Annotated in this window: 23 protein-coding genes; 6 read left to right on the forward strand and 17 right to left on the reverse strand. The window is 49.1% G+C overall.

The window, feature by feature from the left end; genetic code table 11:
* The first annotated feature begins 36 nt into the window (after window positions 1–36).
* A complete protein-coding gene (locus S7335_RS11965) occupies window positions 37–249 on the forward strand; it encodes a hypothetical protein (RefSeq protein WP_006455252.1) in 213 nt (70 codons plus the stop codon).
* A 114-nt stretch (window positions 250–363) separates the two neighbouring features.
* On the opposite strand, the gene csaB is transcribed toward S7335_RS11965, so the two are convergent.
* Window positions 364–1,434: a polysaccharide pyruvyl transferase CsaB gene (csaB, locus tag S7335_RS11970; protein WP_006453570.1), complete on the reverse strand. Its 1,071-nt coding sequence runs from the start codon at window positions 1,432–1,434 to the stop codon at window positions 364–366.
* A gap of 107 nt (window positions 1,435–1,541) precedes the next feature.
* On the opposite strand from csaB, the gene S7335_RS11975 reads away from it, so the two are divergent.
* Window positions 1,542–1,886: a DUF2499 domain-containing protein gene (locus S7335_RS11975; protein ID WP_038016156.1), complete on the forward strand. Its 345-nt coding sequence runs from the start codon at window positions 1,542–1,544 to the stop codon at window positions 1,884–1,886.
* Window positions 1,883–2,224, forward strand: coding sequence for a DUF3593 domain-containing protein (locus S7335_RS11980; RefSeq protein ID WP_038016157.1), 342 nt, complete (start codon window positions 1,883–1,885; stop codon window positions 2,222–2,224). The genes S7335_RS11975 and S7335_RS11980 overlap by 4 nt, the downstream gene beginning before the upstream one ends.
* On the opposite strand, the gene S7335_RS11985 is transcribed toward S7335_RS11980, so the two are convergent.
* From S7335_RS11985 to lipA, 5 genes are all read right to left on the reverse strand, one after another.
* Complete coding sequence (locus S7335_RS11985) at window positions 2,208–4,013, reverse strand: ATP-binding protein (RefSeq protein ID WP_006453626.1); 1,806 nt, start codon at window positions 4,011–4,013, stop codon at window positions 2,208–2,210. The genes S7335_RS11980 and S7335_RS11985 overlap by 17 nt on opposite strands.
* Window positions 4,014–4,385: 372 nt before the next feature.
* Window positions 4,386–4,868 carry a response regulator gene (locus S7335_RS11990; RefSeq protein WP_006457020.1) on the reverse strand — a complete coding sequence of 161 codons (483 nt, stop codon included), beginning with the start codon at window positions 4,866–4,868 and terminating at the stop codon, window positions 4,386–4,388.
* On the reverse strand, window positions 4,861–7,188 hold the full coding sequence (locus S7335_RS11995) for an ATP-binding protein (protein ID WP_006456403.1): 2,328 nt from the start codon (window positions 7,186–7,188) through the stop codon (window positions 4,861–4,863). Before S7335_RS11995 ends, S7335_RS11990 begins: the two co-directional genes overlap by 8 nt.
* Window positions 7,189–7,220: 32 nt before the next feature.
* The gene (locus tag S7335_RS12000) at window positions 7,221–7,619 is read right to left on the reverse strand and encodes a VOC family protein (protein ID WP_050765986.1); all 399 of its coding nucleotides are present in this window, start codon (window positions 7,617–7,619) and stop codon (window positions 7,221–7,223) included.
* Window positions 7,620–8,101: 482 nt separating this feature from the next.
* Entirely contained in the window at window positions 8,102–8,986 is an 885-nt protein-coding gene (gene lipA / locus S7335_RS12005; RefSeq protein ID WP_006456444.1) for a lipoyl synthase, read from the reverse strand.
* Between the two features lie 83 nt (window positions 8,987–9,069).
* Between lipA and S7335_RS12010 the strand changes: the two genes are divergently transcribed.
* Window positions 9,070–9,678: a L,D-transpeptidase gene (locus S7335_RS12010; RefSeq protein WP_006455424.1), complete on the forward strand. Its 609-nt coding sequence runs from the start codon at window positions 9,070–9,072 to the stop codon at window positions 9,676–9,678.
* 369 nt (window positions 9,679–10,047) lie between these two features.
* Here the strand turns inward: S7335_RS12010 and S7335_RS12015 are convergent, their stop codons facing one another.
* Together S7335_RS12015 and S7335_RS12020 are read right to left on the reverse strand one after the other, a co-directional pair.
* Complete coding sequence (locus S7335_RS12015) at window positions 10,048–10,599, reverse strand: late competence development ComFB family protein (protein ID WP_038018101.1); 552 nt, start codon at window positions 10,597–10,599, stop codon at window positions 10,048–10,050.
* 153 nt (window positions 10,600–10,752) lie between these two features.
* Entirely contained in the window at window positions 10,753–11,679 is a 927-nt protein-coding gene (locus S7335_RS12020; protein ID WP_071776986.1) for a M23 family metallopeptidase, read from the reverse strand.
* 60 nt (window positions 11,680–11,739) lie between these two features.
* On the opposite strand from S7335_RS12020, the gene S7335_RS12025 reads away from it, so the two are divergent.
* A complete protein-coding gene (locus S7335_RS12025; protein ID WP_006455946.1) occupies window positions 11,740–12,279 on the forward strand; it encodes a DUF421 domain-containing protein in 540 nt (179 codons plus the stop codon).
* A 63-nt stretch (window positions 12,280–12,342) separates the two neighbouring features.
* On the opposite strand, the gene S7335_RS12030 is transcribed toward S7335_RS12025, so the two are convergent.
* Together S7335_RS12030 and S7335_RS12035 are read right to left on the reverse strand one after the other, a co-directional pair.
* Window positions 12,343–13,836, reverse strand: a complete 1,494-nt coding sequence (locus tag S7335_RS12030; protein ID WP_006455310.1) for a TrkH family potassium uptake protein — start codon at window positions 13,834–13,836, stop codon at window positions 12,343–12,345.
* Complete coding sequence (locus S7335_RS12035) at window positions 13,833–14,240, reverse strand: TrkA family potassium uptake protein (RefSeq protein ID WP_006453723.1); 408 nt, start codon at window positions 14,238–14,240, stop codon at window positions 13,833–13,835. Before S7335_RS12035 ends, S7335_RS12030 begins: the two co-directional genes overlap by 4 nt.
* Window positions 14,241–14,476: 236 nt before the next feature.
* Here S7335_RS12035 and psbA point away from each other — a divergent pair, with 236 nt between their 5' ends.
* Entirely contained in the window at window positions 14,477–15,556 is a 1,080-nt protein-coding gene (psbA, locus tag S7335_RS12040) for a photosystem II q(b) protein (protein ID WP_038016158.1), read from the forward strand.
* Between the two features lie 520 nt (window positions 15,557–16,076).
* Here psbA and psbH read toward each other — a convergent pair.
* The 7 genes from psbH to S7335_RS12070 all read right to left on the reverse strand — a co-directional run bounded on the left by psbH (window position 16,077) and on the right by S7335_RS12070 (window position 23,798).
* Window positions 16,077–16,277 carry a photosystem II reaction center phosphoprotein PsbH gene (gene psbH / locus S7335_RS12045; RefSeq protein ID WP_006453648.1) on the reverse strand — a complete coding sequence of 67 codons (201 nt, stop codon included), beginning with the start codon at window positions 16,275–16,277 and terminating at the stop codon, window positions 16,077–16,079.
* A gap of 75 nt (window positions 16,278–16,352) precedes the next feature.
* On the reverse strand, window positions 16,353–17,882 hold the full coding sequence (psbB, locus tag S7335_RS12050; RefSeq protein WP_006456908.1) for a photosystem II chlorophyll-binding protein CP47: 1,530 nt from the start codon (window positions 17,880–17,882) through the stop codon (window positions 16,353–16,355).
* 215 nt (window positions 17,883–18,097) lie between these two features.
* On the reverse strand, window positions 18,098–19,546 hold the full coding sequence (psbC, locus tag S7335_RS12055) for a photosystem II reaction center protein CP43 (RefSeq protein WP_006455809.1): 1,449 nt from the start codon (window positions 19,544–19,546) through the stop codon (window positions 18,098–18,100).
* 45 nt (window positions 19,547–19,591) lie between these two features.
* Window positions 19,592–20,650, reverse strand: coding sequence for a photosystem II D2 protein (photosystem q(a) protein) (gene psbD, locus S7335_RS12060; RefSeq protein WP_006454596.1), 1,059 nt, complete (start codon window positions 20,648–20,650; stop codon window positions 19,592–19,594).
* 60 nt (window positions 20,651–20,710) lie between these two features.
* Window positions 20,711–21,256, reverse strand: coding sequence for an allophycocyanin subunit alpha-B (gene apcD / locus S7335_RS12065; RefSeq protein ID WP_006456515.1), 546 nt, complete (start codon window positions 21,254–21,256; stop codon window positions 20,711–20,713).
* 15 nt (window positions 21,257–21,271) lie between these two features.
* On the reverse strand, window positions 21,272–21,442 hold the full coding sequence (locus tag S7335_RS27780) for a hypothetical protein (protein WP_006455552.1): 171 nt from the start codon (window positions 21,440–21,442) through the stop codon (window positions 21,272–21,274).
* Window positions 21,443–21,446: 4 nt separating this feature from the next.
* Window positions 21,447–23,798, reverse strand: a complete 2,352-nt coding sequence (locus tag S7335_RS12070; RefSeq protein WP_006455341.1) for a phycobilisome rod-core linker polypeptide — start codon at window positions 23,796–23,798, stop codon at window positions 21,447–21,449.
* Window positions 23,799–23,836 lie beyond the last annotated feature (38 nt).

Below are 23,836 nucleotides of genomic sequence, written 5' to 3' on the forward strand. Positions count from 1 at the left end.
TAATATAGGCATATTCGTACTTAGAGCGGCTCATACATGACTATCAAAACTGTTGGCACCCCTCCACCTGAAGCTGAACAGCTCCGAGCAGATATCGAAAAGCAATTGCCAGATATCATAGATAGCCTCAGCGAAGTCTTACAGAAGAAGTTTGGATTCGAGGATCTTAGAGTTGGTGGCTTTACTATCGTGCCAGCTTCTAGTGAGGGCAACATCTCTTGTGATGAGGATGGCTGCGCTGTCGACTAGGTAAATCTGACCCTTCAAATTTGCCTATCTAGGCCCCTAGCTTCTTTCCCCTAGCCTCGTCTAAGTCAACAAATGAAAGAACACACTGATCAAACGCTCTGTTCAAAACCTTGTTCAAACAGAGCGTTTGATCAGTGCGTCTAACAACAAATCTCTGTGCATGAGCGCTCGATCGATACGGGATTGAATTTGGTCAGGACTTAGCATTTCACCATTGGCATAGCAATCTAAGAGAGCTTTTGCGAGGCGGCTGGGGTCTTCTGGTATCAGTGGTAGTACAGTAGGATGAGCAGAAAGATCCCACCCTGGTAAATCAAGCGATTGGGCTAGCGCGTCTACTTTGGGGTCATAGCTAATTGCAAAACTGCGGCAGCCTTCCGCTGCAGACATTACCAGTGCATGAAAGCGCATACCAACAGTCATCTCTACGCCACGAAAGAGTCCTTTGATTTGTCGTGGCTGATCTAGTCTGTAGATGTAGTGAGGACCGCTAAGATGAGAGGCAATATGCTCAGCGATCGCTAAGTCTCGGCTGGGTTGAAAAGGAACCAATAAAAGACAAACGCCTGTTGCCCTTTGAAACCGCTCGAGTGCTTGAGAAATCGCATCTAGCCGCGATACGCTAAGCTGAGAATGTGGCCGCAGCGCAACGACTACGCGCGGGGCGGGCAGGTCCCAAAGTCCCTTAACTGGCTCATAATCTAAAGCCCAAACCGGATCGGGTGCTAATAAACAGCTTCTTTTCCAGCTACTGAGTAAGGCAGCAGAATTGCGATCGCGGACGCTGACTGCCTCACATCGCATCAGCGCCAGTCGCGTCAGCAATCGGCTTGTCCAGTGATTCAAAGGCCCAATTCCCTGCGCCCAAGCAATTGTTCGCTTTCCCATCAGCTGAGCTAATAGCATCAGACCCGCATAATAGAGGGGGTTTAGGACGCTGCTAGCATCCTGCATCAGACTACCGCCTCCCCAAATGAACGCGTCTGCTCGCCACAACGCTAGGAACACCGCCCTTAGGGATTTACGAGGAACTGCCTCTACGCCATAGCGTTCCTGAGTCTCGATTGGATTTCCTGAAAGCACAATCGGAGTGACTTGGTCAGGCAGCATTTGCAACAGCGCAGCTAGCAGGGCCTCGTCGCCCCCATTTCCCATCCCGTAATAACCGCACAGCAACGCTTGCATAGTTCTCCTACCGTTTCGCTAGCAGCTCAGCTAAGTCCTTGCTGCTCAACCTTTAAAGTACGTAAGCCCCTAGAATACATAAGAAATAACCATTCTCCTAAGTCATCATGCACGCGCTTTCAATCCCTACTTGGATAGTCCATATCTCTAGCGTCATTGAATGGATCGCGGCTATCTGGTTCATCTGGCAGTACGCCGAGGTCAGTGGCTATACTGCATGGCGTTCAATGTCCTTTGCGATGACACCCGCCCTAGTCAGTGCTATGTGCGCCTGTACCTGGCATTTCTTTGACAATGCTACTACGCTAAATTGGTTAGTGACTGTTCAAGCAGCGATGACTGTTGTCGGCAATTGCACCGTTTGTGCTGCTGCGTGGTGGATTTGGAGACACTCTCTTTCTGACGAAAATCAATCGGCTAAGCGTCAAATTGCACCGGAGCCTAAGCTATGAATAAGGAGACTTTGTTCGCTGTATCACTCTTCCCTTATCTAGGTTTTCTCTGGTTTTTGACTAAAAGCAAGCAGACACCACAGCTAGCCCTGATCGGATTCTATGTACTATTGGTCTTTGTCGGTATCACAATTCCGGCTGGGATCTACGCTAAGCAAATTTACGGATCAGAGCTGGCTAACGTAGATTGGCTACACGGCAGCGCTGAAGTGTTCTTGACGCTCTCTAATATTTTGGTAGTGCTGGGATTTCGACAAGCGGTGATTGAGATCAAACAAACTCGTCCTGCGTCTAGCGAAATGCACTCTAACGGAATATCATCTACTGAGCCCAAGTAAATGAGAAAGTGCTGCCCTTGCCGGTAGCTGAGTTTACAGATAGGCTACCTTTTTGTTTTTCAACAATCTTTTTGACAATGCTAAGGCCAATACCGGTACTATCTACAGTATCGCGGTTATTTAGCGTCTGGAATAGACCAAATATTTTTTGATGATAGGCCGGATCAATACCCGGACCATCGTCTGTGACTGAAAATGAGAACTTTCCACCAAGGTCTTGAGCGTCAATCTTGATAGTGCCATCTTCTCTATCGTGATACTTAATAGCGTTACCAATTAGATTACTAAAGACTTGGTGCATCAAGAGCTTGTATGTGTTGAGCACAGGCATGTTCTCAGGTAGTACTATGGAGAACTTCTCAGGCGGTGACAGCGATTCTATCACCTCGAGAACGAGGGCACGAGTGTCGACAGGCTCTCTTTTTAATGTTTGACAGCCTGCTCTTGAGTAGTCCAACAGACCTACGATGAAGCTATCTAGTCGCTGCGTCCTTTGTTGGATCAGCTGAATTTGCTCCTTACTTTCATCAGGAATTTTGTCTGAAATGTCTTCTTCTAGCCAGCTAGCAAGGCTAGCAATTGCTCTTAAGGGGGCTCGTAGATCGTGAGAGGCAATATAAGCAAAGTCATCTAGCTCTTGGTTGCGCTCCTTTAGCTGCTGCATCGTGCTCATGAGTTTGTGGTTGGTGATCGCCAGCTCAGCAGCCCTCGCCTCGATTGCAGAGACAAACTCACTTTTCTGAATCGCGATCGCAATCTGTACAGCTAGCGCATCGAGCAGTACCAATTCATCTTCCAACCACTCACGCGCCGCCCGGCAATGATGAGCTAATAGCAGTCCCCAGACTTTCTTTTCCTGAGTGTCAGTATCGATTAGCACAATCGGCACCACCAAATTTGCCTTCACCTGAAATCGCTCTAGCATTCGGACGTGGCAAGGCGTTAGTTTTGAAAGATGAATATCACTAATAACCGTCTTGTATCCGTCGAGATACTTTAAGAGCCCGTCGCCAGTCTGAAAGCAGGTATCGTTGATTTTGGTCCCTAGCCCGGACGTCCAACCGGGCAAAATGGACTCGGCAATGATAGTGCCCTCTAGTCTGGTCTTGAACTTGTATACGGCAGCGCGATCACAGTCCAAAAGCTCGCGGATACCATCGACAGTCGTCTGCAAAACGCCCTCTAAATCCACCGACTGGCTAATTCGAAGTGCTGTCGCAGACATTAGTCGCTGCTGCCGCTGCTGTCTGCTAACTAATTGCTCAAGCGCCTGCTGACTCAACACGCGCTGTATCGCCTGTGAAAGAGACTGCGGTGTCAGCTCACGTTTGACTAGATAGTCACGAACGCCAACTTTCATCGCTTCAACCGCTATTTTCTCGTTCCCCTCGCCTGTGAGCATGATTACAGGCGGCAGCGAAGTAGCGGAGTTGTTCAACGCTTCTATAAACTCTAACCCGTCAAGATCGGGCAGCATATAGTCTAATAAAATCAGATCTGGAACATACTGCTGAGAAAGTGCCAGGCCTACCTCGCCGCAATCTGCCTCTAACGTCTTACAAGTGGTAACACTTGTAGACTGAATGTAGCGCTGGTAAGTTAATCGATCCGTTTCTGAATCGTCAACAATCAAAATGCTGTAAACCTTTGGATTAGGCTGTCCAGCTTCGCTATACATAGCTCTCTTATCGATAGCAGTACCACAGTCGTCGACTTGGTGCTTGTCAATCTGCGCTTCAGATAACAAGCTATGTGGGCGAGTAGGGAACTGACTCTCTGAAGCTCTCATATCAATGCGACTGGTGTGGTAATAGACCTACGTTGATCAGGCAAATCAGAGCTAAAGTACCTGTAGGCTTTCCTACACGCACGAGTCTTTTGGCCTGCGCAACAGAGGTCTTACTTCTTCGCCTTACTATCTACTAGTCGAGTGTTAGTGGCTTCATCAAGCCTAGCTAAAGGTAGGTCACCAACTGAACCTAGAAGAAGATTATTAGGTATAGAAAGAGAAAGGCTCTGGAACTGTTAGGGAGACCGTTAAAAGAAACTATAAAGCGGGTTTTCGCAAGACATACTTTATCCTATCTTTAGGGTTTATTAAGATTTAATTATACATAAAATGTGAATAAAACGTCCCGCTGCGATAATTATGCAATAGCAATCAGGCGCTACGCTTCAGTGCAGTTGCTGATAATGCTGTTTCTGGGAGGGTAGTTACTCCGAACCAATAGTTCAGCAGCTGGCAAACAGATGACTTAAGCTGCTGAACCTTCATAGGTTTAATTAGGTAGCTGTTTGCACCATGCCGATAGCAAGTCTCTATATCTTTAGGATTTGAGGAGGTAGTAAAGACAACAACTGGAATGACTCTTAGCTGTTCGTCTTGTTTGAGTTGCTGTAAGACCTCCCGGCCGTTTGAACCTGGCATGTTCAAATCTAATAGGATTAGGCTAGGGGGCCCGATGGTTTCTGTCTCAGCGTAGTCGCCTTTGTGATAGAGAAAATCTAGGGCTTCGTCACCGTCATAGCAGCGCCTAAGTGGAACTTCAATCTCGCAATGCCTGCCCAAGACACGGTTGAGTGCTTCAAAGTCTTCGTCGCTATCTTCAACAACGAGTAGATATGGGCTGTTGGTGCTAGCCATGTTTAGCTGCCTCCAGGGTGAAATAAAAGGTGCTCCCTTCGCCGTAGACTGAATCGACCCATAGCTGACCACCGTGTCGTTCTACAATCTTTTTAGAGATAGTTAGCCCAGCGCCGGTGCCTCCACCAAATCGATTAGCAGCATGCAATCGTTTAAAAATTCGAAAGATGGTTTCTATATGCTTCTTGCGAATGCCAATACCGTTGTCTTGAATGTAAAATACCATCCGGCCAGGATCGGCAGTAGTCTCTGTCGAGTAGCCGACTTCGATACGTTTTTGGGCTTTGCTATTATACTTTATTGCGTTAGTAATTAGATTCGTGAAGAGTTCTGCAATTTGAATGCGATCGCACTCAACTACCGGTAGAGAGCGGGGGACCTCAACACTTACATTGTCTGGGTTGTTCATACCAACAAGTTCAACGACCTCACTGACAACCTCATTAAGATCGACAGTTGCAATACTCAAATCACTGCGACCCAACCGAGAATAGTGTAGCAGTGAGCTGATTAAGTCCTCCATTCGCTGCGTCAGCCGCATTAATGTGTTCAGCTTGTCGACACCGTCTTCACCTAACTCATTGCCATAATCTTCGATCAGAAAGCTGGAATAGTTGTGAATACCTCGCAGTGGCTCTTTAAGATCGTGAGAGGCGATATAGGCGAAAGAATCTAGCTCAACGTTGCTTCTCTCCAACTCTGAGTTCAATTGAGACAGTTCATCCGCTTTTTGTAAAACCAACCCAATGACTGCGGTACGGAGTTCTAGCGCTGCTTCGACTTCGCACTCTTTCCAGGGAAGCGATCGCCCGATTACTGTCTGCTGCCACCGTTCAAAAGACTGACGTGGGGATAGATAGACTTCACCAGAATCGCCTAGCTCAGTTAGCTTACCTGGTTCACCTGCCCAGCTAACCGTCTGCAACACCTCTGGTCGAAACCACAGCACATACAGCCGCTGCACCCTTGAGATAGCGAGTGCCACCAGTCCGCTTGTAGTACTTTCAAATGTTTGAGCTGGTGGATAAGCTTCTCCTAGCGCAGCCGTATGATAGATAGACCCTTGCTCGAAGCGGCTGCCTAGCCAAGTCATCATTGCTTCAATTTCAGCAAGCTTTGGTGTATGGCCTATCAACTTGATCTGATTCTTACTGCAGAATGCAGCACCTGTTGAACTTGTCAAGGACAACAGATTTTGGGCATCTCGAGTTAATCCTTCTTCTAGACTTTCACTTTGCAGGAGTGCTTTTGTAAGACTCATCTGGATTGTCTTGAGGTTAAGCTTGTAGTCCGCATCTTCGTTTTCAACCTTAGCCCTTAACTCTAGCGCAATGACCTGAGCGAGAAACTCGCAAGTGGTGCGTCGCTCGTAAGACACACTTCGAGGCGTGTTGTGATGGCAAACTAGGAGCCCCCAAAGCTGATTATCCTGTACTAGCGAAACCGACATCGATGCCTGTACGCCCATATTGACGAGATATTCTATGTGCACCGGCGAAACACTTCGCAAGCTAGATAGGCTCATATCGATAGGTGTTGCTTTTGTCTCCAAAGACGGGACGCTAACCATTGTCACAGGCTGATAATGGACGTCGGGAATAAGCCGCAATAGGTTTAAAATATAGAGATACTTTGCCTGTTTAGGGATATCCGTAGCTGGGTAACGCAGCCCTAAATACGAGGGCATATCGGGCTGCTTGATTTCGGCAACAACGGTACCTGATTCATCTTTGTCAAACCTATAAACCATCACTCGGTCAAAGCCAGTAATGCGTTGAACTTCCTCAACGGCTACCTGACATAGCTTGGTTAAGTCTGTTGTTTGTTGAATAAGGCTAAGGGAGCGTTTCACTAAACTGTGAAAGTCAAAGAAAGTAACACTTTCTTTTTTATCAGTAGGTTCTAGCTCTAGAATGACAAATTCACCGCTGCGATGGACAACAGCGGTGAACAATTGAACGCTACTAGCGGCTTGAATCTCTAATTGCAGTGGGTTAACTGCTTCAAAGGCCCTATCTAAACAACTTTTGACTTGCTCGATCTGTGAGTGATTTAGCAGCTGACTGAGTGGTTTATCGAGTAGCGATTTGGCAGAAATACCTAGGTGCTGCGCTGAATTCTGGCTTACACTGACAATTCGCCATTCGCGCTTATTTCCTCTATCACTTAGCACCAGCATGATGCCGTGAGGCTGAATGGCTGAAGGGATATGGATGGGCTCACGATCACAGTTAGTGATATCAATGCCTTCTACAGATAGGCTTGGATCAGTGAGTTGGGCGATCGCTGCTTTGGTCTTTGTGATGAACTCTGTGGCCACGGTAACTTGTCTATAGAGATAGTGTACTAAGCTTAACGACTTGCATCACCTTGATGCAAAATCAAACGGTTGCCATCTGGGTCGTAGACGTAGACTTCTTTCCCGTGAGAAGCATGAATAATATCACCAGAAGGAGCATGACCAATAGCATTAAGCCGAGCGATCGCCGCTGCTAGGTCAGCGACTTCTAGGCATATGCTTGCTGCGCCGCTACTACTAGCCGCAAATTCTGAGCTGCTTGCGGCCTGCGGTTTAAAGATTGCTAGACGAAGGCCAGGCAGCTGAAATTCTGCATAGCTAGAAGTGCTCGGACAAGGTGCGATCGCTAGAAAATCAACATAAAATTCAATAAGTGCTTCTAAGTTGACGCTTGCCAAAGTCACAAAAGCAGAAGTCACAAAGGCGGACTGGGAGTGATCAGAAATGGACATACTCGCTAGACAACTTTGCTTCGCTACCTTGGCATATCGTTGGGCTAGAATCGCCAAAAGATAGAGAATGTAGGTTAGCTGATAATGATATGACCAATCAGCTCTCTTCTTAACTATACTCGTTGCTTCGGGTATAAAAACTCTACCATTGATAGATAGATACCTCCTCAGCGAATACTCTCTTAGCGATAGCATCTGCAGTCCGATAGAAGATAGCTAATTTTACCGATGCTATAGCTTTGATAACTTAGCTTACGGCATAGTCATTGGCTACGATGCTTGCGTTTCAACAGGCTAAGTGACTCGCAATGCGCGTAGGCTTTGCCTTCTCGCAGAGTATGCATCCGCACCTTGCTACATGTACCCAAGTCGGAGAATAATTACAACGGCAATAGTACGCTAAATTAGGTCGCAATCTTCAATAGATACGAACTTATGGATACAAGTTCTTCCTAGAGTCAGGCATCTCAAGCTTTGCCTTCTTAGCTAGGCTTGTATCGAGGATTAGCTTTCATCAACTGTTGAACCTGTTCTGCATGGTAAGAGCTACGGGTCAGCGGGGAAGAGATCACCTGTAAGAAGCCCATTTCTTCACCAGCGATACGCCAAGCCTCAAACTGCTGTGGGCGCACAAAAGTGTCTACACCCAAATGCTTTTGACTGGGCTGCAGGTATTGGCCGATGGTGACAATATCACAGTCTACAGCGCGAAGATCGCCGAGGACCTGACGGACTTCCGCGTCGGTCTCGCCAAGGCCGACCATAATGCCAGATTTGGTATAGGTCCAAGGAGCGATCGCCCGCGCCTGCTTCAACAGCTCCAAACTTCGCTGATAGTCTCCTTGAGGCCGCGTTCGCTTATACAACCGAGGCACCGTCTCTGTGTTGTGGTTTAGCACCTCAGGCTGTCCTTCTAGCAGCAGCGTTTTGAGCGCCTCCCAGTTGCCACACAGATCAGGAATCAAGACTTCTATTGTCGTGTTCGGCGATACTTTTCGAGTTTCTTCTATGCAGCGAATGAACTGACTTGCCCCGCCGTCTGGCAACTCATCGCGGTTAACCGAAGTAATCACAACATGGTTTAGCTGCATCCGTCGCACGGCTTCTGCCAAATGCACCGGCTCCATTGGGTCTAATTGCCGTGGCGATTTATCAAAATCAATGTCACAGTATGGACAAGCGCGAGTACAGGCCGGGCCCATAATCAAAAAAGTCGCGGTGCCAGCATTAAAGCACTCGCCGATATTCGGGCAAGAGGCTTCTTCGCAGACGGTATTAAGTCCAAGGTCTTGCAAAATTCCCTTGACGTTACCTACCCGTTCCCACTGGGGCGCTTTCACCCGTAACCAATCTGGCTTTACTACCACGCTAGAAATGCTGCTCCACAATTACTGTAATTACTGCTGTCGAGATGTAAAAATGATTCTAACAAGGGGGCGGTAATTAAGCGATGCAAAGACAATCCCCTATCACCCGCTGCTTCGTCGGACTCTGCTTTGGATCAGCAATGGCTTTGGCTGCGTTAGAGTGGCGCAACCCCTTTCTAAGGCCGACTATCACACCTGAGAACCCGTCTAGCATTAGCGATAGTCGACTGCCATTTAGTCCATTTCGACAGCGAGAACTTTTCTTAGACCGTCAGTCTGACAACGTTGAAGTGGCTAAGCAGTCATCAGTTACCCTGCGACTCTCACTGTCAGGTCGATACCTAGAAGTTGAGTCATTGGGTAAACCTACCATCCGATACGAAGTTGCAGTGGGCCAATCTGCTTGGCAGACACCCATTGGTAGCTTTGAGGTCACTAGCATGATTGAGCAGCCAACCTGGCAGCACCCACTGACTAAAGAAGATATTCCACCCGGTCCTGATAATCCGCTAGGCGATCGCTGGATCGGATTTTGGACAGATGGGAAAGCGCAGATTGGATTTCATGGTACCAACCAAGAAGAGCTAATCGGTCAGGCCGTTTCTCATGGATGCGTACGGATGCGTAACCAAGATATTCGAGATCTGTATCGCAGAGTAGATATCGGAACCGCTGTGGAGGTATTTCAGTAGAAGCTGTTCCCTATGTCTTTGTTCTCTTGTGACTCTCTTCGTGACGCTACTCTCTCGTGACTCTCCTTTATAGCGTCTGTCGATTCACTCAAGACACTGATAATCGACTAGAGCCGTCAATTGTCCTATAGTCATCGCTCTTGAAGCGCCGACATCTTTCCTATCGCTTTTAGCTTTGATCACTTAGCTTACGACACTTGTCACCGCTAGAATCTTTATGCACAGCAGGCTACGTAACGCGCAAACGTCTTAGGCATAGATTTCTCGTAGAGTATGCAACCGACGCTTGCCATACATTAGACATTTGTTCTTGATCTAGGCCAAGTGAAAACTACCCTACTTCATTCATGGCTATATCTCGCCTTCGCATCAAGCAACTTTAGGAGCTTGTTCGAAATCGCGGGCATAGTCTTTTAGTAGCTGATTAACTTGACCTAACAAACCAAACTCTTCGCTACGCTGAAGTTCTTTGCGCTCGGGAAAGAACTCAGGCTGATCAAGGCTGCGACCGACTGATTCTGACACCTGATAAGCGATTAGTTCAGTTAGCTCAGCGCGAGCGTTCTCTCTTTGGTAGTCAGCGCCTTCCTCGGTCGTAGCATACAAAGGCGGTAAACGGTTGAGCGCATAGGCCGCAACATCGCCTAAATCCAATGTCTTATCGGTCTTACCTTCAGCTTGGGCAACTTGAGAGATGGCTTCGGTAAGGACTAGCTCTTCCATCACGTTAATAAATTGCTTTCTAGGGACCGCAACGACTTCGCCGGTCAACAAAGAGCTCATCAACTGGTCAAGCGCTGTGTACTCTTCGACAGACAGCTCAGAAGCTGTATCGCAAATACGTGCGACTTCAGCTTCCATTGCAGGGGTCAAATAGCCATCCTGTAGTGCTTGCTCGACTATTGATCTAATGCTACTCATGCTCTTACCAAAACTCCGTTCGACGACTTCAGTGAAGTCAAAGGTTGTATGCACGAGTATTCCCTTTCTGACCAGTCACGGAACAAGCTTGCAAATGTAAGATTGGTAGCTTGCTTGCAAAGCGGCAGAATTCAAGAGACGCCAAGCTTGGGGCTAGTCTATTCCCTCATGACGCCAGGGAACAGGATCAACAGAAATGCCGTTGACAAATAAGCCCCAGTGCAGGTTGGGCCCGGTTGCAAATCCAGTAGCGCCCATATAGCCGATTAGCTGTCCTTGCTGCACCATATCGCCTTCATTAACAGCGAATCCGGATAGATGGATCATCACACTGGTGACACCTTGTCCATGGTCGATGCCGAGGGTGTTGCCGTTGAGGACAAAGCCATCTGACTCACGACCTACCAAAGCGATCCGACCAGCCGCAGGCGCATAGATAGGTGAGCCATTTCCGGCAGCGTAGTCCACGCCTCTGTGGTAGTAGCCTTCTGCAAAAATGCCATTGTAGTAGCGCTGGTTGCCATATGCCGAGCTGACATAGCCATTACTAGGTCTAGCCATGGGACCGTCCCAGTAGCGGGTAGGCGTACGCAAGGCTCGAAGGGCATCTAGGCTATCAAACTCGTAGTCAGTGCCTTCTAAGCCAGCCCGGCCAGGCGAAAGGTTGATGTATTGCGTATTAAAGCTACGGTTGCCAATGCTCACGGCGATGTTATTTGTCCCTTCGGAGCCCTCTACTCGAAGCGCCATTCGACCGGGGGTTGTGTTGGGGCTAGTGGGTACTAGTGCTCTATAGCGATTATCCGACAACGGGAAAGCAGTATAAGTAGTATCCTCTACAGTAACCGTAGGCATTGCACTACTATTTCCCTCAACAACAACTGAGAGAGTATCGCCTTGAGCAGGGCTCGTCGGCAAAACTTGAACCTGATACGCCTTGGCAGGATGGGCGATCGCACTCCACAAGCATACGGTTCCTACTAGAGCTGGCAGAACCCAGCGCTTTCGAGCAGTCAGTCTAGAAACGGTTATACTCAGCGTCTGCCAACAGGCATGGAGATAAGCAGTGAAGGAAGTCATCATAGTTGGTGTGTGGTGCCTTTATCCTTAGCTAATAATTGTTTTTGGAAAAGCTTGTTAATGGATTATCTTAGTCAAATTCTCGATCGTCTTTTGGGATTAAGTACGGATAATATTTCGGTATGGCAGATGTGTATGCGAGCGATATTCGTTTACGTAGGTGCGCTGCTAATGGTAAGAATGCTAGGCGATCGCCGCTTTGCAGGCAAGTATGCCACTTTTGATGTCATTATCGGCATTATGCTCGGCGCAACTTTGAGCCGGGCAATTAGCGGCTCTTCTCCATTTTTTCCTACTCTGCTCTCTGCTTTTGCGCTGGTGGCGATGCATCGGCTGCTATCGGCCGTGTCGTTCCGATTTACTTGGCTAGAGCAGTGGATTAAAGGCGGACCTCGGGTGCTGATCAAAAACGGTAGGATAGATCAGCAAGTGCTAAGAGAAACCCACATCACCTCTCAGGATTTGGAAGTTGTGATGCGATCGCAGGGTACATTTCCTCAGTCTTGGCAGCAGAAGTCTTGGCAGCAGATAGAAGAACAAGTAGATATGGCAACGCTAGAGCCTAATGGCAGCATCAACATCAAACTACGATCTGATTAGCGCTTCCACTTAGCTTCCATTTAGATCGAGGCCAATGGGACAAAAATCTTAATCTGCTCGGCATCAACGGCGGTCAATCGCGCCAAGAACATAGCTAAAAGGCGCTGTTAGTAGAATCACCACTGGGATAATCTCTAGTCGCCCCATCCACATCATTAGCATCAATGCACATTTGCCTAGCCAGTGCAGAGAAGGACCAGAAATACCGCTAGACAAACCGGCTGCGCCTAGTGCTGACGCGCTCTCAAAAATGACGTCACTGAGCGTATATTCGTTTGGCACTAGCCGCACCAGCACCAAGACACAGCCTAGCAGACACACTAGCCATAGCACCAGCAAGACAGCGGCTTCTTCTACTTGACGACTCGCTTGATCAGGCAAGAGCGCTTTCCGATTGATCTGACGAATGTAGACTTGATGGGCGCTCAGCGATAGCTTACGGAAATGCCAAGATACGCCCTCTCCTAGCGCGAGTGTGCGCGATAGCTTAACACCGCCAGCGGTCGAACCGGCCGCGCCGCCGATCACCATCGCCAAACTTAGTAAGAGCTTATTGGTGGAGCTCATAAACTGAATCGACTGGGTGCTAAAGCCGCAGGTCGTGAGCGCGGAGGTCCACTGGAAGATACTATCTACCCAGGCAAACTGAGCCGAAGTGCTATATTGCTCAGCGGCAACTATGACGCTACCGACAATGAGTAATAGCCACATCAGTCGATGCTGACGATCTCGCCAGAATGTCAATAGCTGTCCTTCTAGAAACTGGTCGTGCTGATTGAAGGCGATCGCACCCACCACCATTACAAGTACGATCGCCATCTTAGTGAAGGTTCCATAGACCGCCATGCTGTTGTCGGTCACACTAAATCCACCTGTGGAGATCGCCGTCATGGCATGATTTAGGGCGGGCCACCAGTTCATCCCTGTGACCCGAAACAAAACGATGCTTGCTATTGTGTAGAGCGCATATATTACGCAAATCCGCCGAACGGTGCGCGTCATCGTCAGCCGCATCTGCGCGTCTCGTGTTTCTGCTTGGTAGAGCGAGTACTGGTCTTGAAGCGGTTCTAGTAACGCGATCGCAAACACGATCAGACCTAAGCCGCCCACCCACTCCATCAGCGATCGCCACCATTGCAAACAGGCCGGTAGCTCACTTTCTCGAAGCACCATGGTCAACCCTGTGCTGGTCAAACCCGAAAATCCCTCAAACAGGGCGTTTATAAAGTTGGTAAAATAGCCGACTGTCGGCGAAGCTAGATCTCCCATTGCGATCGCCGTAAACCATATGGGCAAACCGCCAATCACAGCAATCAGTCCCCAGCTAAGGGCTACGCTAATCAAGGTCTGCTTAGTAGGAACACTCGCAGGCTTTTTGCCGAGTGAATGTAGCAGCAGCGCCAGCAGCGAAGTGATGAGGAGGCTAGCAAGGAACGGTAATACCGCGAACCACTCCCTCGCTATCAAACAAATTGGCAAAGACAGCAGCAGCATACCTATTGGAATTAGTAAAAATCTACTAACGTCTCGACTGATCGCCGTTAGATAGATCTTCATGATTTTTCTGAATCAACGTATTCATAGAGCCGATGAGCAACAATACCTGCCGGATCGCTAATCACCTGCACGCCTAACCTTTCGAACATGCCAGTGTGAGACTGCTGGTTGACCAAGCTAATACAAGTCTCTACCTTGTGCTCTTTGGCGAGTACCATAGCCATCAGATTTTGGGCATCGTCATGCGTTGTGGCAACTACCGCATCGGCTCGATCGACTTCCGCTTCGTTCAAGATATCTTCGTCACCAATGCTGCCTACGAAAGCGCGAACATCATGCTCTTTCAAAATTTCTCTAGCCCGCCCTTCTTCTTTTTCGATTAATGCGACCTCATGGTTTTGCTCGAGGGCTATCTGAATAAACCGCTGCCCTTCAGGACCAGCACCCACCACAATTAAATACATCGTTCATCCGTAAAAAATGACCATAGTCGAGCTTATCGTAGCGGCCAGCGGTCTCCACAAAATGTATCTAAAAAACATAGATTGAGTCGCGCTTTCTAATGTAGGCGATCACGCACCCGAGTCGAGGAAGATACCAATTTTGCTAAATAATCGCCTCTTCATTACATCTCCACCTTTCTTTGTTGAAATAAGCTCGGTTCACGTAAATAACTATATTCAACTAGATTCACAAAAACATGACGACCCTTATTCAACGTCCGAATATAAGCCAGTGGGAGAGATTCTGCCAGTGGATCACAAGTACTGAGAACCGTCTTTATATTGGGTGGTTCGGTGTTCTGATGCTGCCACTTCTTGGCGTCTCTATCACTGTGTTTGTCACCGCCTTCATCGCAGCACCTCCAGTTGATATCGACGGCATCCGCGAACCGCTTTCTGGCTCGCTGCTGTACGGCAACAATATTATTACGGCTGCCGTTGTTCCTACCTCTAATGCCATTGGGCTTCACTTTTATCCGATCTGGGAAGCCGCCACATTAGACGAATGGCTCTATAACGGAGGGCCTTATCAGATGATCGCCTTCCACTACATTCCAGCCCTGCTATGTTATTTGGGCCGAGAATGGGAGCTGAGCTATCGACTAGGAATGCGTCCTTGGATTTGCATTGCCTACTCCGCGCCTGTTGCAGCGACTATTTCTGTTTTCTTGATCTATCCAATTGGTCAGGGCAGCTTTTCTGATGGTCTACCGATGGGCATCAGCGGCACTTTCAACTTCATGTTCGTCTTCCAGGCAGAGCATAATATTCTAATGCACCCATTCCACATGCTTGGCGTTGCGGGTGTACTGGGCGGTTCCTTGTTCTGTGCAATGCACGGCTCGTTAGTGACCTCTAGCTTGGTCAGAGAAACTAGCGACTCACAGTCTCAAAACGAGGGCTATAAATTTGGCCAAGAAGAAGAGACTTACAATATTCTGGCTGCTCACGGCTACTTTGGTCGATTGATCTTCCAGTATGCTAGTTTCAACAATTCCCGCCAGCTTCACTTCTTCTTAGCCGCGTGGCCAGTGGTTTGTATCTGGTTTGTAGCGTTGGGAATTAGTACAATGGCCTTTAACCTTAATGGTTTCAACTTCAATCATTCTGTTCTAGACTCGCAAGGTCGCGTGCTGCCGAGCTGGGCAGATGTGGTCAATCGTGCCAGTCTAGGCTTTGAAGTTATGCACGAGCGCAATGCACACAACTTTCCATTAGACTTGGCTAGCGGAGAATCCGTTCAGGTTGCTATGCGTGCTCCTCATATTGGCGCTTGATACATTCTCTGATGAATAAATCGTAGTGGCAACTTATCCTTGTTATCTAGGTAGCGCTTTCCATCAGGAGAGCGCTTTTCTCTTGCTTACTAACCTATTGCCTTCTCCAGGGATGAAGTGTATCTATAGCATTCGCTATTACGCGCTGCATACTTCCCCCACAGCAAAACCCCTGTCACAAGAGAGCTGAGTGGCGATCGCTATAGTGTGGGATGTATCCGAGTATATGCTTAGCGCGTACAAGCCAGACAGATTAAGCCCTTCGCTTGGTCAACGATGAGCGCTCGGCTAAGAGAAATTGCGTGAAGCGGAATGGATGCAGCGCGACTGATAAAGTTCTTCTGTGATGACTGAATGATTCCCCAACTAGTGAAGAAAGCTTCCTGGACGTGACTGAACGGCTCTTATCGTTTTCATAGGATACTTCTCCCCAAAGAGCTACAGAAAACTAGCAAAAGCAAACCGCACGACGTGGAGGATTGCCGTACGGTTAATGAAGTCTTTCTCTGTATTCTTGTTTCTAAACGTCAATGCCTTCGACAATAACAGTACCGTTATATAGCTGAAGAATGGTCAAAATGAACAGCAGAAGCGCAATCAGCATAATCCCCATCAGGGGAGCTGTGCCCCAGCCAGGAACTACTTTGCCCGCTTCGGAATTGAGCTTTCTTAAAGGATATTGCAAAGGTGCAGCTTTGTTGGAAACGTATTTTTGTCGCATGAGAACCTTATTAGAACAATTAGGTGTATCTAGAAAGCGACAAGATGTACTATCATCTTGTCGCTTGATTTGGCTTTATGCAGGTGTTTGTTGAGAGGTTGGGTCACCGACTTTCTTGAAGTAGCCCCACTCCACTTGCTCAGCGCTTAGGCTCGGATCAATGCCGGAGAACACGTCTTGGAAGAGCGCTCTCAACCCATGCCAGATATGGCCAAAGAACCACAGCAGGCCAAAGATCACATGGAAGAAAGCAAAGAAACCTCGATTGCTGGTTCTAAATAAACCGTCAGAGTCGTAGACACTGCGATCGAATTCAAACGGCTCTCCTAGCTGAGCGCGACGAGCATATTTTTTAACGTCTTTAGGATCGCTAAACGTCTGTCCATCTAGCTCTCCGCCGTAAAAGCTCACGGTTACGCCCGTCTGTTCGATTCCATATTTGGATTCTGCCTGCCGGAAAGGGATATCGGCACGAACGATGCCGTCTTGGTCGAACAAGACAACTGGAAAGTTCTCAAAGAAGTTTGGCATTCTGCGAACTGTAAGCTCTCTGCCTTCGCCATCTTTAAAGACTGGATGACCTAGCCAGCCGGTGGGTAGACCGTCGCCGTCTACCATGCGTCCGACTCGGAAGAGTCCACCTTTGGCCGGACTGTTGCCGATGTAGTCGTAAAAAGCGAGTTTGGTCGGAATCTCTGACCACGCCTCAGACGGACTTTTGCCGTCGCTAATACTGGCTTTTACCTGGCGGCTGATCGCTTGTTGAAAGAAGCCTTGGTCCCATTGATACCGAGTTGGTCCCCAGAGTTCGATAGGGGTGGTAGCCGTGCCATACCACATCGTCCCGGCGGCAATGAAAGCCCCCGAAAAGAAGACGGCTAGCCCGCTGGCTAGTGTGCCTTCGATGTTTCCCATCCTTAGCCCCTTGTATAGATATTCAGGTGGCCGAACAAAGATGTGAAACAGTCCGCCGATGATAGCAACGATGCCTAGGGCAATGTGATGAGCGACCACGCCGCCTGGATTGTGGGGATCGAATCCGGCTGCGCCCCATTCTGGGGCAACACCCTGAATATGTCCGGTAAGTCCTAGCGGATCTGAAACCCACATACCAGGACCGAACAAACCCGTGAGATGGAAAGCACCAAAGCCGAAGCAGAGAATTCCGGCTAGGGTGAGGTGAATGCCGAAGACTTTAGGCAAGTCGATTACGGGTTCGTCTGTTTTGGGATCAAAGAAAGTGGCTACGTCCCAGTAGACCCAGTGCCAACAGGCAGCGAGGAAAGAGAGCCCCGAAAAGATAATGTGCGCGATCGCCACCGTCTCAAACGTCCAAAATCCTGGGTTTGTAAACGTCTCACCGGTGACGCTCCAGCCTTGCCAAGAATTCACCACGCCGAGCCTAGAGACGAACGGCATTAAAAAACAACCCTGTCGCCACATTGGATTCAAAACCGGGTCGCTTGGGTCAAACAGCGCCAGCTCGAACAGCAGCATCGAACCTGCAAACCCAGCACATAGGGCATTGTGCATGATATGCACGGCAATCAATCGACCCGGATCGTTCAGCACAGATGTGTGAACACGATACCAAGGGAGTCCCATCGGATTTTCTCCTGAAATAAACAATCGATTTTTATCTATCGCTTTGGCCACTTAAGCTTTGGGCACTAGCTTTAGGCACTTAGCGCGATCACCACTTTGCTCCACCCATGCTTTAGCGGTGAAACCTTTGTCATCGCCTTTGGCACAACAGAGCAAAGTGATCAGCTAGAGAGCAAAGTGATCAGCTAGCAGTGCGGATGCAGCCGATGCTAGCTCTAGTCAGAACGCAAGCTCGGATCAATCGGTGCCATCGATAGCACGGGCTCATCTTCGCGGTCTAGTCCAGTTTCAAACCCAGCCGCTGCCGCTCTCGCCCGGCCAGCGTGCCAGAGGTGACCGACTAAAAAGAAAAAGCCAAAGATAAAGTGAGCCGAAGCGAGCCAGGTTCTAGGAGAAACATAGTTGAACGCATTGGATTCTGTCGCTAGACCTGCCACAGAGTTCAGTGAGCCGATCGGCGAGTGGGTCATATATTCTGCGGCCCGCCTCAGCTGCCAGGGCTGAACATCGTGCTGAAGCTTGTCTAAATCCAAACCGTTCTTGCCGCGTAAAGGCTCTAGCCACGGAGCACGCGCATCCCAAAATCGCATGGTCTCACCACCAAAGATGATCTCTCCAGTCGGCGATCGCTGCAAATATTTACCCAGACCCGTTGGCCCCTGCGCCGAGGCGACATCCGCGCCCATTCCTTGATCTCTCATCAAAAATACAAAAGACTGTGCCTGCGAAGATTCTGGAACCGTCGGTCCATAGAACACACTTGGATAAGCTGTATTGTTGAACCAGATAAAGGCCGCTGCAATAAACGCCTGACCAGCAACATTCCCTAAACTTTGAGAGAGATAGGTTTCTCCTGTCCAAGGAAAAAGATTATAGGTCCATCGCAGTGGCGGCACGAGAATATGCCAGATACCGCCTGCGATCAAAATACAGCCGATCCAAATATGGCCACCGATAATGTCTTCTAAATTGTTGACGCTGACAATCCAGCCTTCTCCTCCAGTGGGCCTTTTGATCAGATAGCCAAAGATGATGCGCGGATCCAACGTCGGGTTGGTGACTAAGCGAACATCGCCACCGCCGGGTGCCCAGGGATCATATAGGCCACCCCAGTACATTGCTTTGGCCGCAAAGAGCAGGGCAAAGATGCCTAAAATCGCAATATGAAAGCCTAGAATCTGTGCGACTTTGGCTCTATCTGTCCAGTCAAACTGAAAGAAACCGTAGAGCTTTTCTGGGCCTTTGATAGCATGATACATGCCGCCAATACCCAGCACCGCCGAGCCAATTAGGTGAGCCACGCCAATGGCGAAAAAGGGGAACATGCTGGTAATTTCACCAGATTGCCCGACGCCAATTCCCAAAGTGGCAATGTGGGGCATCAAGATACATCCCTGCTCGTACATTGGCTTGGACAGGTTAAAGTGGGAGACTTCAAACAGCAGCATGCCACCTGCCCACAGCGCGACTAGGCCAGCATGGGCGACGTGGGCTCCAAGAAAGCGCCCAGTTAGCTCTGGGGTAATGAGACGAGCATTTCCGGCCCACCAGGCATAGCCGCTCGTAGCCTCGTCATAGCCTGGACTAGCGGGTGCCAAAATTGAGCCAACTTCAGCGGTAGGAGAGAGTGATAAGTCTGGAATCGTTTCGAGTGGAGTTTCCATATGAGTAGGTCAGGTGAGAAAACTATGGATGAATGCTTTTTGTTCTTATTCAGAAAAGCCACGGGGAAGAACTTCATCGGGGAAAACAAACTTTTTCGCAGGCTGATCCATTTCTGAAAGCCAAGCGCGAAGTCCTTCATTCAACAGAATGTTTTTGGTATAAAACGTTTCAAATTCAGGATCTTCAGCGGCCCTGATCTCTTGACTAACAAAGTCATAGGCTCTGAGATTAAAGGCCAATCCGGCCATGCCGATAGCGCTCATCCACAAACCAGTGACGGGAACGAACAGCATGAAAAAATGCAGCCAGCGTTTGTTGGAAAAGGCAATCCCAAAGATCTGCGACCAAAACCGATTGGCGGTCACCATGGAGTAGGTCTCTTCACCTTGATCGGTGCTAAAGCCTTTGAAAGTGTTTTTACTTTGGTTGTCTCTAAAGAGCGTATTTTGTACCGTTGCGCCGTGGATAGCGCAGAGCAATGCGCCGCCCAGAACGCCCGTGACGCCCATCATATGGAAGGGATTAAGCGTGTAGTTATGAAAGCCTTGGAAGAAAAGTAGGAAGCGGAAGATAGCGGAGACGCCAAAGCCGGGGCCGAAAAACCAGCTAGATTGACCCAGGGGATAGATCAAAAACGTGGCGCAGTAGACGGCGATTGGGGCAGAAAAGGCGATCGCATTATAAGGCCGAATTCCAACTAGCCTAGCAATCTCAATTTGCCTGAGCATAAATCCGATCAGTCCAAACACGCCGTGCAGGGCGGTAAACGTCCAGAGCCCGCCAATCTGGCACCAGCGCACAAAGTCTCCGCTCGCCTCTGGCCCCCAAAGCAACAACAGCGAATGGCCCATGCTCTCTGCTGGCGTAGACACCGCTACGGTGAGAAAATTGCAGCCTTCTAGATAGGAAGACACTAGGCCGTGGGTATACCAAGAGGTGACAAAAGTCGTTCCGGTAAACCAAGCGCCGATCGCTAAAAAAGAACAGGGAAAGAGTAGCAGCCCTGACCAGCCAATAAAAACAAAGCGATCACGCTTTAGCCAGTCATCAAGCTGCTTGATCCAATCTCTCGCTGAGCCAAGAGAGCCCATCGTAATTGTCATTGTTGTATCCTCGTCGTGTGCTGGGGAGTCTTTTGAGATGATTTTGTAAACTTGTAGTCGCTATGCTGCCGCTTGCCTAGCACTTTGTCTGGCGCTGCGATCTTTGATGCCAAAGTACGAAGGCCCAGGCCGCACCAGCTCCTGAATAATTTGATCGAAGTAAGGGATGATTGCCTCAGCTTCGGCTTCAGAGAGCAGGGCGATCGCTTCCGCTTTTAAGCAGCGCAGGTACTGCAAAATATTGTCTAGAGGAATGCCGATATTGGTGTATAGCTCCTTCATGCCTAGAAGCCCAATTTCTCTGAGTGGCTGATCGTTTCCAGCTAGCAAGCAATAGCTAATCAGGCGGATGTACCAGCTCATATCGCGCTGCGCCGCCTCAGTTTTACGAGGGCTGCCGCTGTTGCTAGGCGTTCTAGGGCAAATTTGCCAGAACTTCCTAGTGCCTCGCTCTACAATAGTAGGCGCGTGAGACTCCAGCGTTTTTGCCAGCTGAATTTGACTGGCTCCAGTCTTACAGAAGCTCCGAATCATCTCTAGCTCTCCGGGGGTCGGATAGCGTAGTTCTTCATCGGCATTCGAGATAATTTGTTTGACAATGCTCATGACGTCAGTAAACACCTAAAACTTAGGATGAATTTGAACACCACCGAACCAGCTAATACAGATGCGGTAGTTGAAAGGATTGTTGAGACGCAGCCATTTTCTCCAGGACAGATGAGAACTGTCAGAAATAGGCAGCTGACCGTTTGCTCGGGTAGCAAATGGTGCGTTGTTTTGGGCTGAAATCATAGGATTAATCGGAACTGGTTTCTTGTAGCGCGACAGCCATCGAAGGCTCTATATTCTCCGAAATAGCAGAATCTTCTGAAGCAGCTGGCTCATCTGAAGCAGGAGGATCTGCTAAAGCAACAGAACTTTTGGAGGTCGCTGGCTCTGTCGATGATGCCGAACGATCTTCAAGAGCGCCATTGTCAGAGTGACGAGCGGTAGCCGGCTGTCTGTTTGATGCTGAATTGTTGAGAGGTGATCGCGGCGAAATGTTGGCGGCTGGCGGCTGGTAGCGCATCATATATTCGCCAACGGTATGGGGATTGTCTCTGAGTTTTGATATTGCAACAGGCCCTTTGGGCGATCGCAATGCCAATCCACGCGGCGTCACATAGCGCTCATAGGGAACTGTGTTCTCTCCAAACGCCGTGCGATAGTCATCGCTATCAATCAGCGCGTCAACCAGGGCATAGAACCCCTGCCGACCGCAAATATCATAGTATTTGCTAGTTTCTCTGCGTCCATAAGTGGGTCGCCCTAGCAGTCGCCGATGGATAATTTCAGCGGCCTTTGTCATATAGAGATTTTCCCAGTAAGCCTGTCTGAATGATCGAGACTTCGCCAACTGTCGAACAAATTCTCGTACGGTAATCAGTCCGCCTTTAAGCTGGGTTTCAGCTGCTTGATGACGTTGGCTCCCTAGCACTTCACAGCCAAACACCTGCCGATAAGCCGCCAAAATAACCGATTCAACAGAATGTTGCCTGCTGTCAGAGCTAGGGAAAAAGCTGAGAGATTCGCTCGCTTTTGTGGGTTTGTGAGCTAGCGTCTTCAAAGAGAAAATCTGCTGAGAGATTTCGGCGTGACTTTTTCTGTGGGCGTGACCAACCAGAATCCGGCGACTGTCTTCGCTAAAGTGAACGGGCTGAGCCGCGGGATTTGTTGTTTCATGCGGAAAGATAGCGCCAAATTGAGTTTCTAGCGGATCGTTGCCCATACCGTAGGGGTGTTGATTGGGCAAAGGTTGACGGTAGCTAGCAAAGGCGGTGACAAACTGCGGTACCTTGCGAGCCGGCGCGCTGTACTTGAACAGATCTAGCTGGGGGCCCCAGTTTCGACAGGCTTGAGCTTCTATGCCTAGACCGCGTATGTACGGTACAGTTTCTGCGCCAAAGTAGTCAGCGTACTCTTGAGAGCTGACTAGCGCATCTACCAGCGCCGAGAACCCCTGATCAGCAACTAGCTCAAAGTATCGCTGAAACTCTTCCATACAGCTTAGCCCTCGCCCAAGGAAGTGGCGGCAGGCTAGCTCAATGGACCGGCTAATCATGTATGGCTCGTAGAATAATTGCCGATAGAGGCGCGATTTGCCCAACTGCCGAATGAACAGTTCCATTGATCCGTCTTCGCCTTTGAGCTGAGAAATGGGCTGAGTTAGTTCGGCTGTACCCAGACCGCTAATATCTCGCTCAAAGACTTGTCGGTAGGCAGCTCTAATCACCGCATCTTTCTCACTATCGGGTAGCGTAGGCTTCATTACCCATCTAGGAATGGCGCACCCGCTATCTTCATAGCTTTCTGGAAAGCTAAGGCCCTGATCGTGTTTTGAGACGCCAGTGCGGTATCGATCTGAGGGTTTTTCTACCTGATAGTCGGCAATCAACACATCAAAATATCGCCTGACTAGTGCAGCAGCGGCTGAATCTACTGGAAAAAAAGAAAGCGATTTCCACTGCATTTCTTGCAGCGCCACTGTCGTTGCTACGGTCACATCTTCAGGAATGATTCCCCGCAGTCCCCGCGTGTTGACCGTGATAATACTCGTATCACCGGCCACAACGGCATAAGTGATATATCGCAAAAACCAGCCTAGATCGCGCATAGAGCGCTTCATCCGCACTGCGCCATAGTCCGCAATATTGATTGCCTGAAAGCGGCTGGGCACGCTGGGCTTTCCACTAAAGAATAATCCCTTTAACCAGGCTACTGGGTTAGTGATAGAACTCGACGAATTTTGGACGCTATGTCCATTGCCCGTTTGGCGTCTAGATTTTGGTGAGAGATAGTCTTCTGCCACAAAGTATCCAGATCCTGGCATGCCGACCAATTCCTCTGGCTGTTCAAAATAGGCCATCGGATTGCCGCCGACAAAGATGCGTTTGCCGCCAGCTGCCACAATTTCGTTCGCGTGCTGGGCCAGTGTTTGGGCAATTTCTAGGCGCTGCAGTCCTGTTCTTAAAAAGGTTGAGAGCGTCTGCATTTCGCTATGGTTGGGATAGCGATCGCGCTGATGTGCTCCATTGATCACAGCGGTAGGTACTGTGTGGTACTGCTGCGGATGCACAACCGGGCTCCCTCCATTAGTTCGATCGGTCATAGCGGTCTCCAAGTCCAAATAAACCAAGTCCAAATAAA

The sequence above is a fragment of the Synechococcus sp. PCC 7335 genome, from assembly GCF_000155595.1.
GTDB lineage: Bacteria > Cyanobacteriota > Cyanobacteriia > Phormidesmidales > Phormidesmidaceae > Phormidesmis.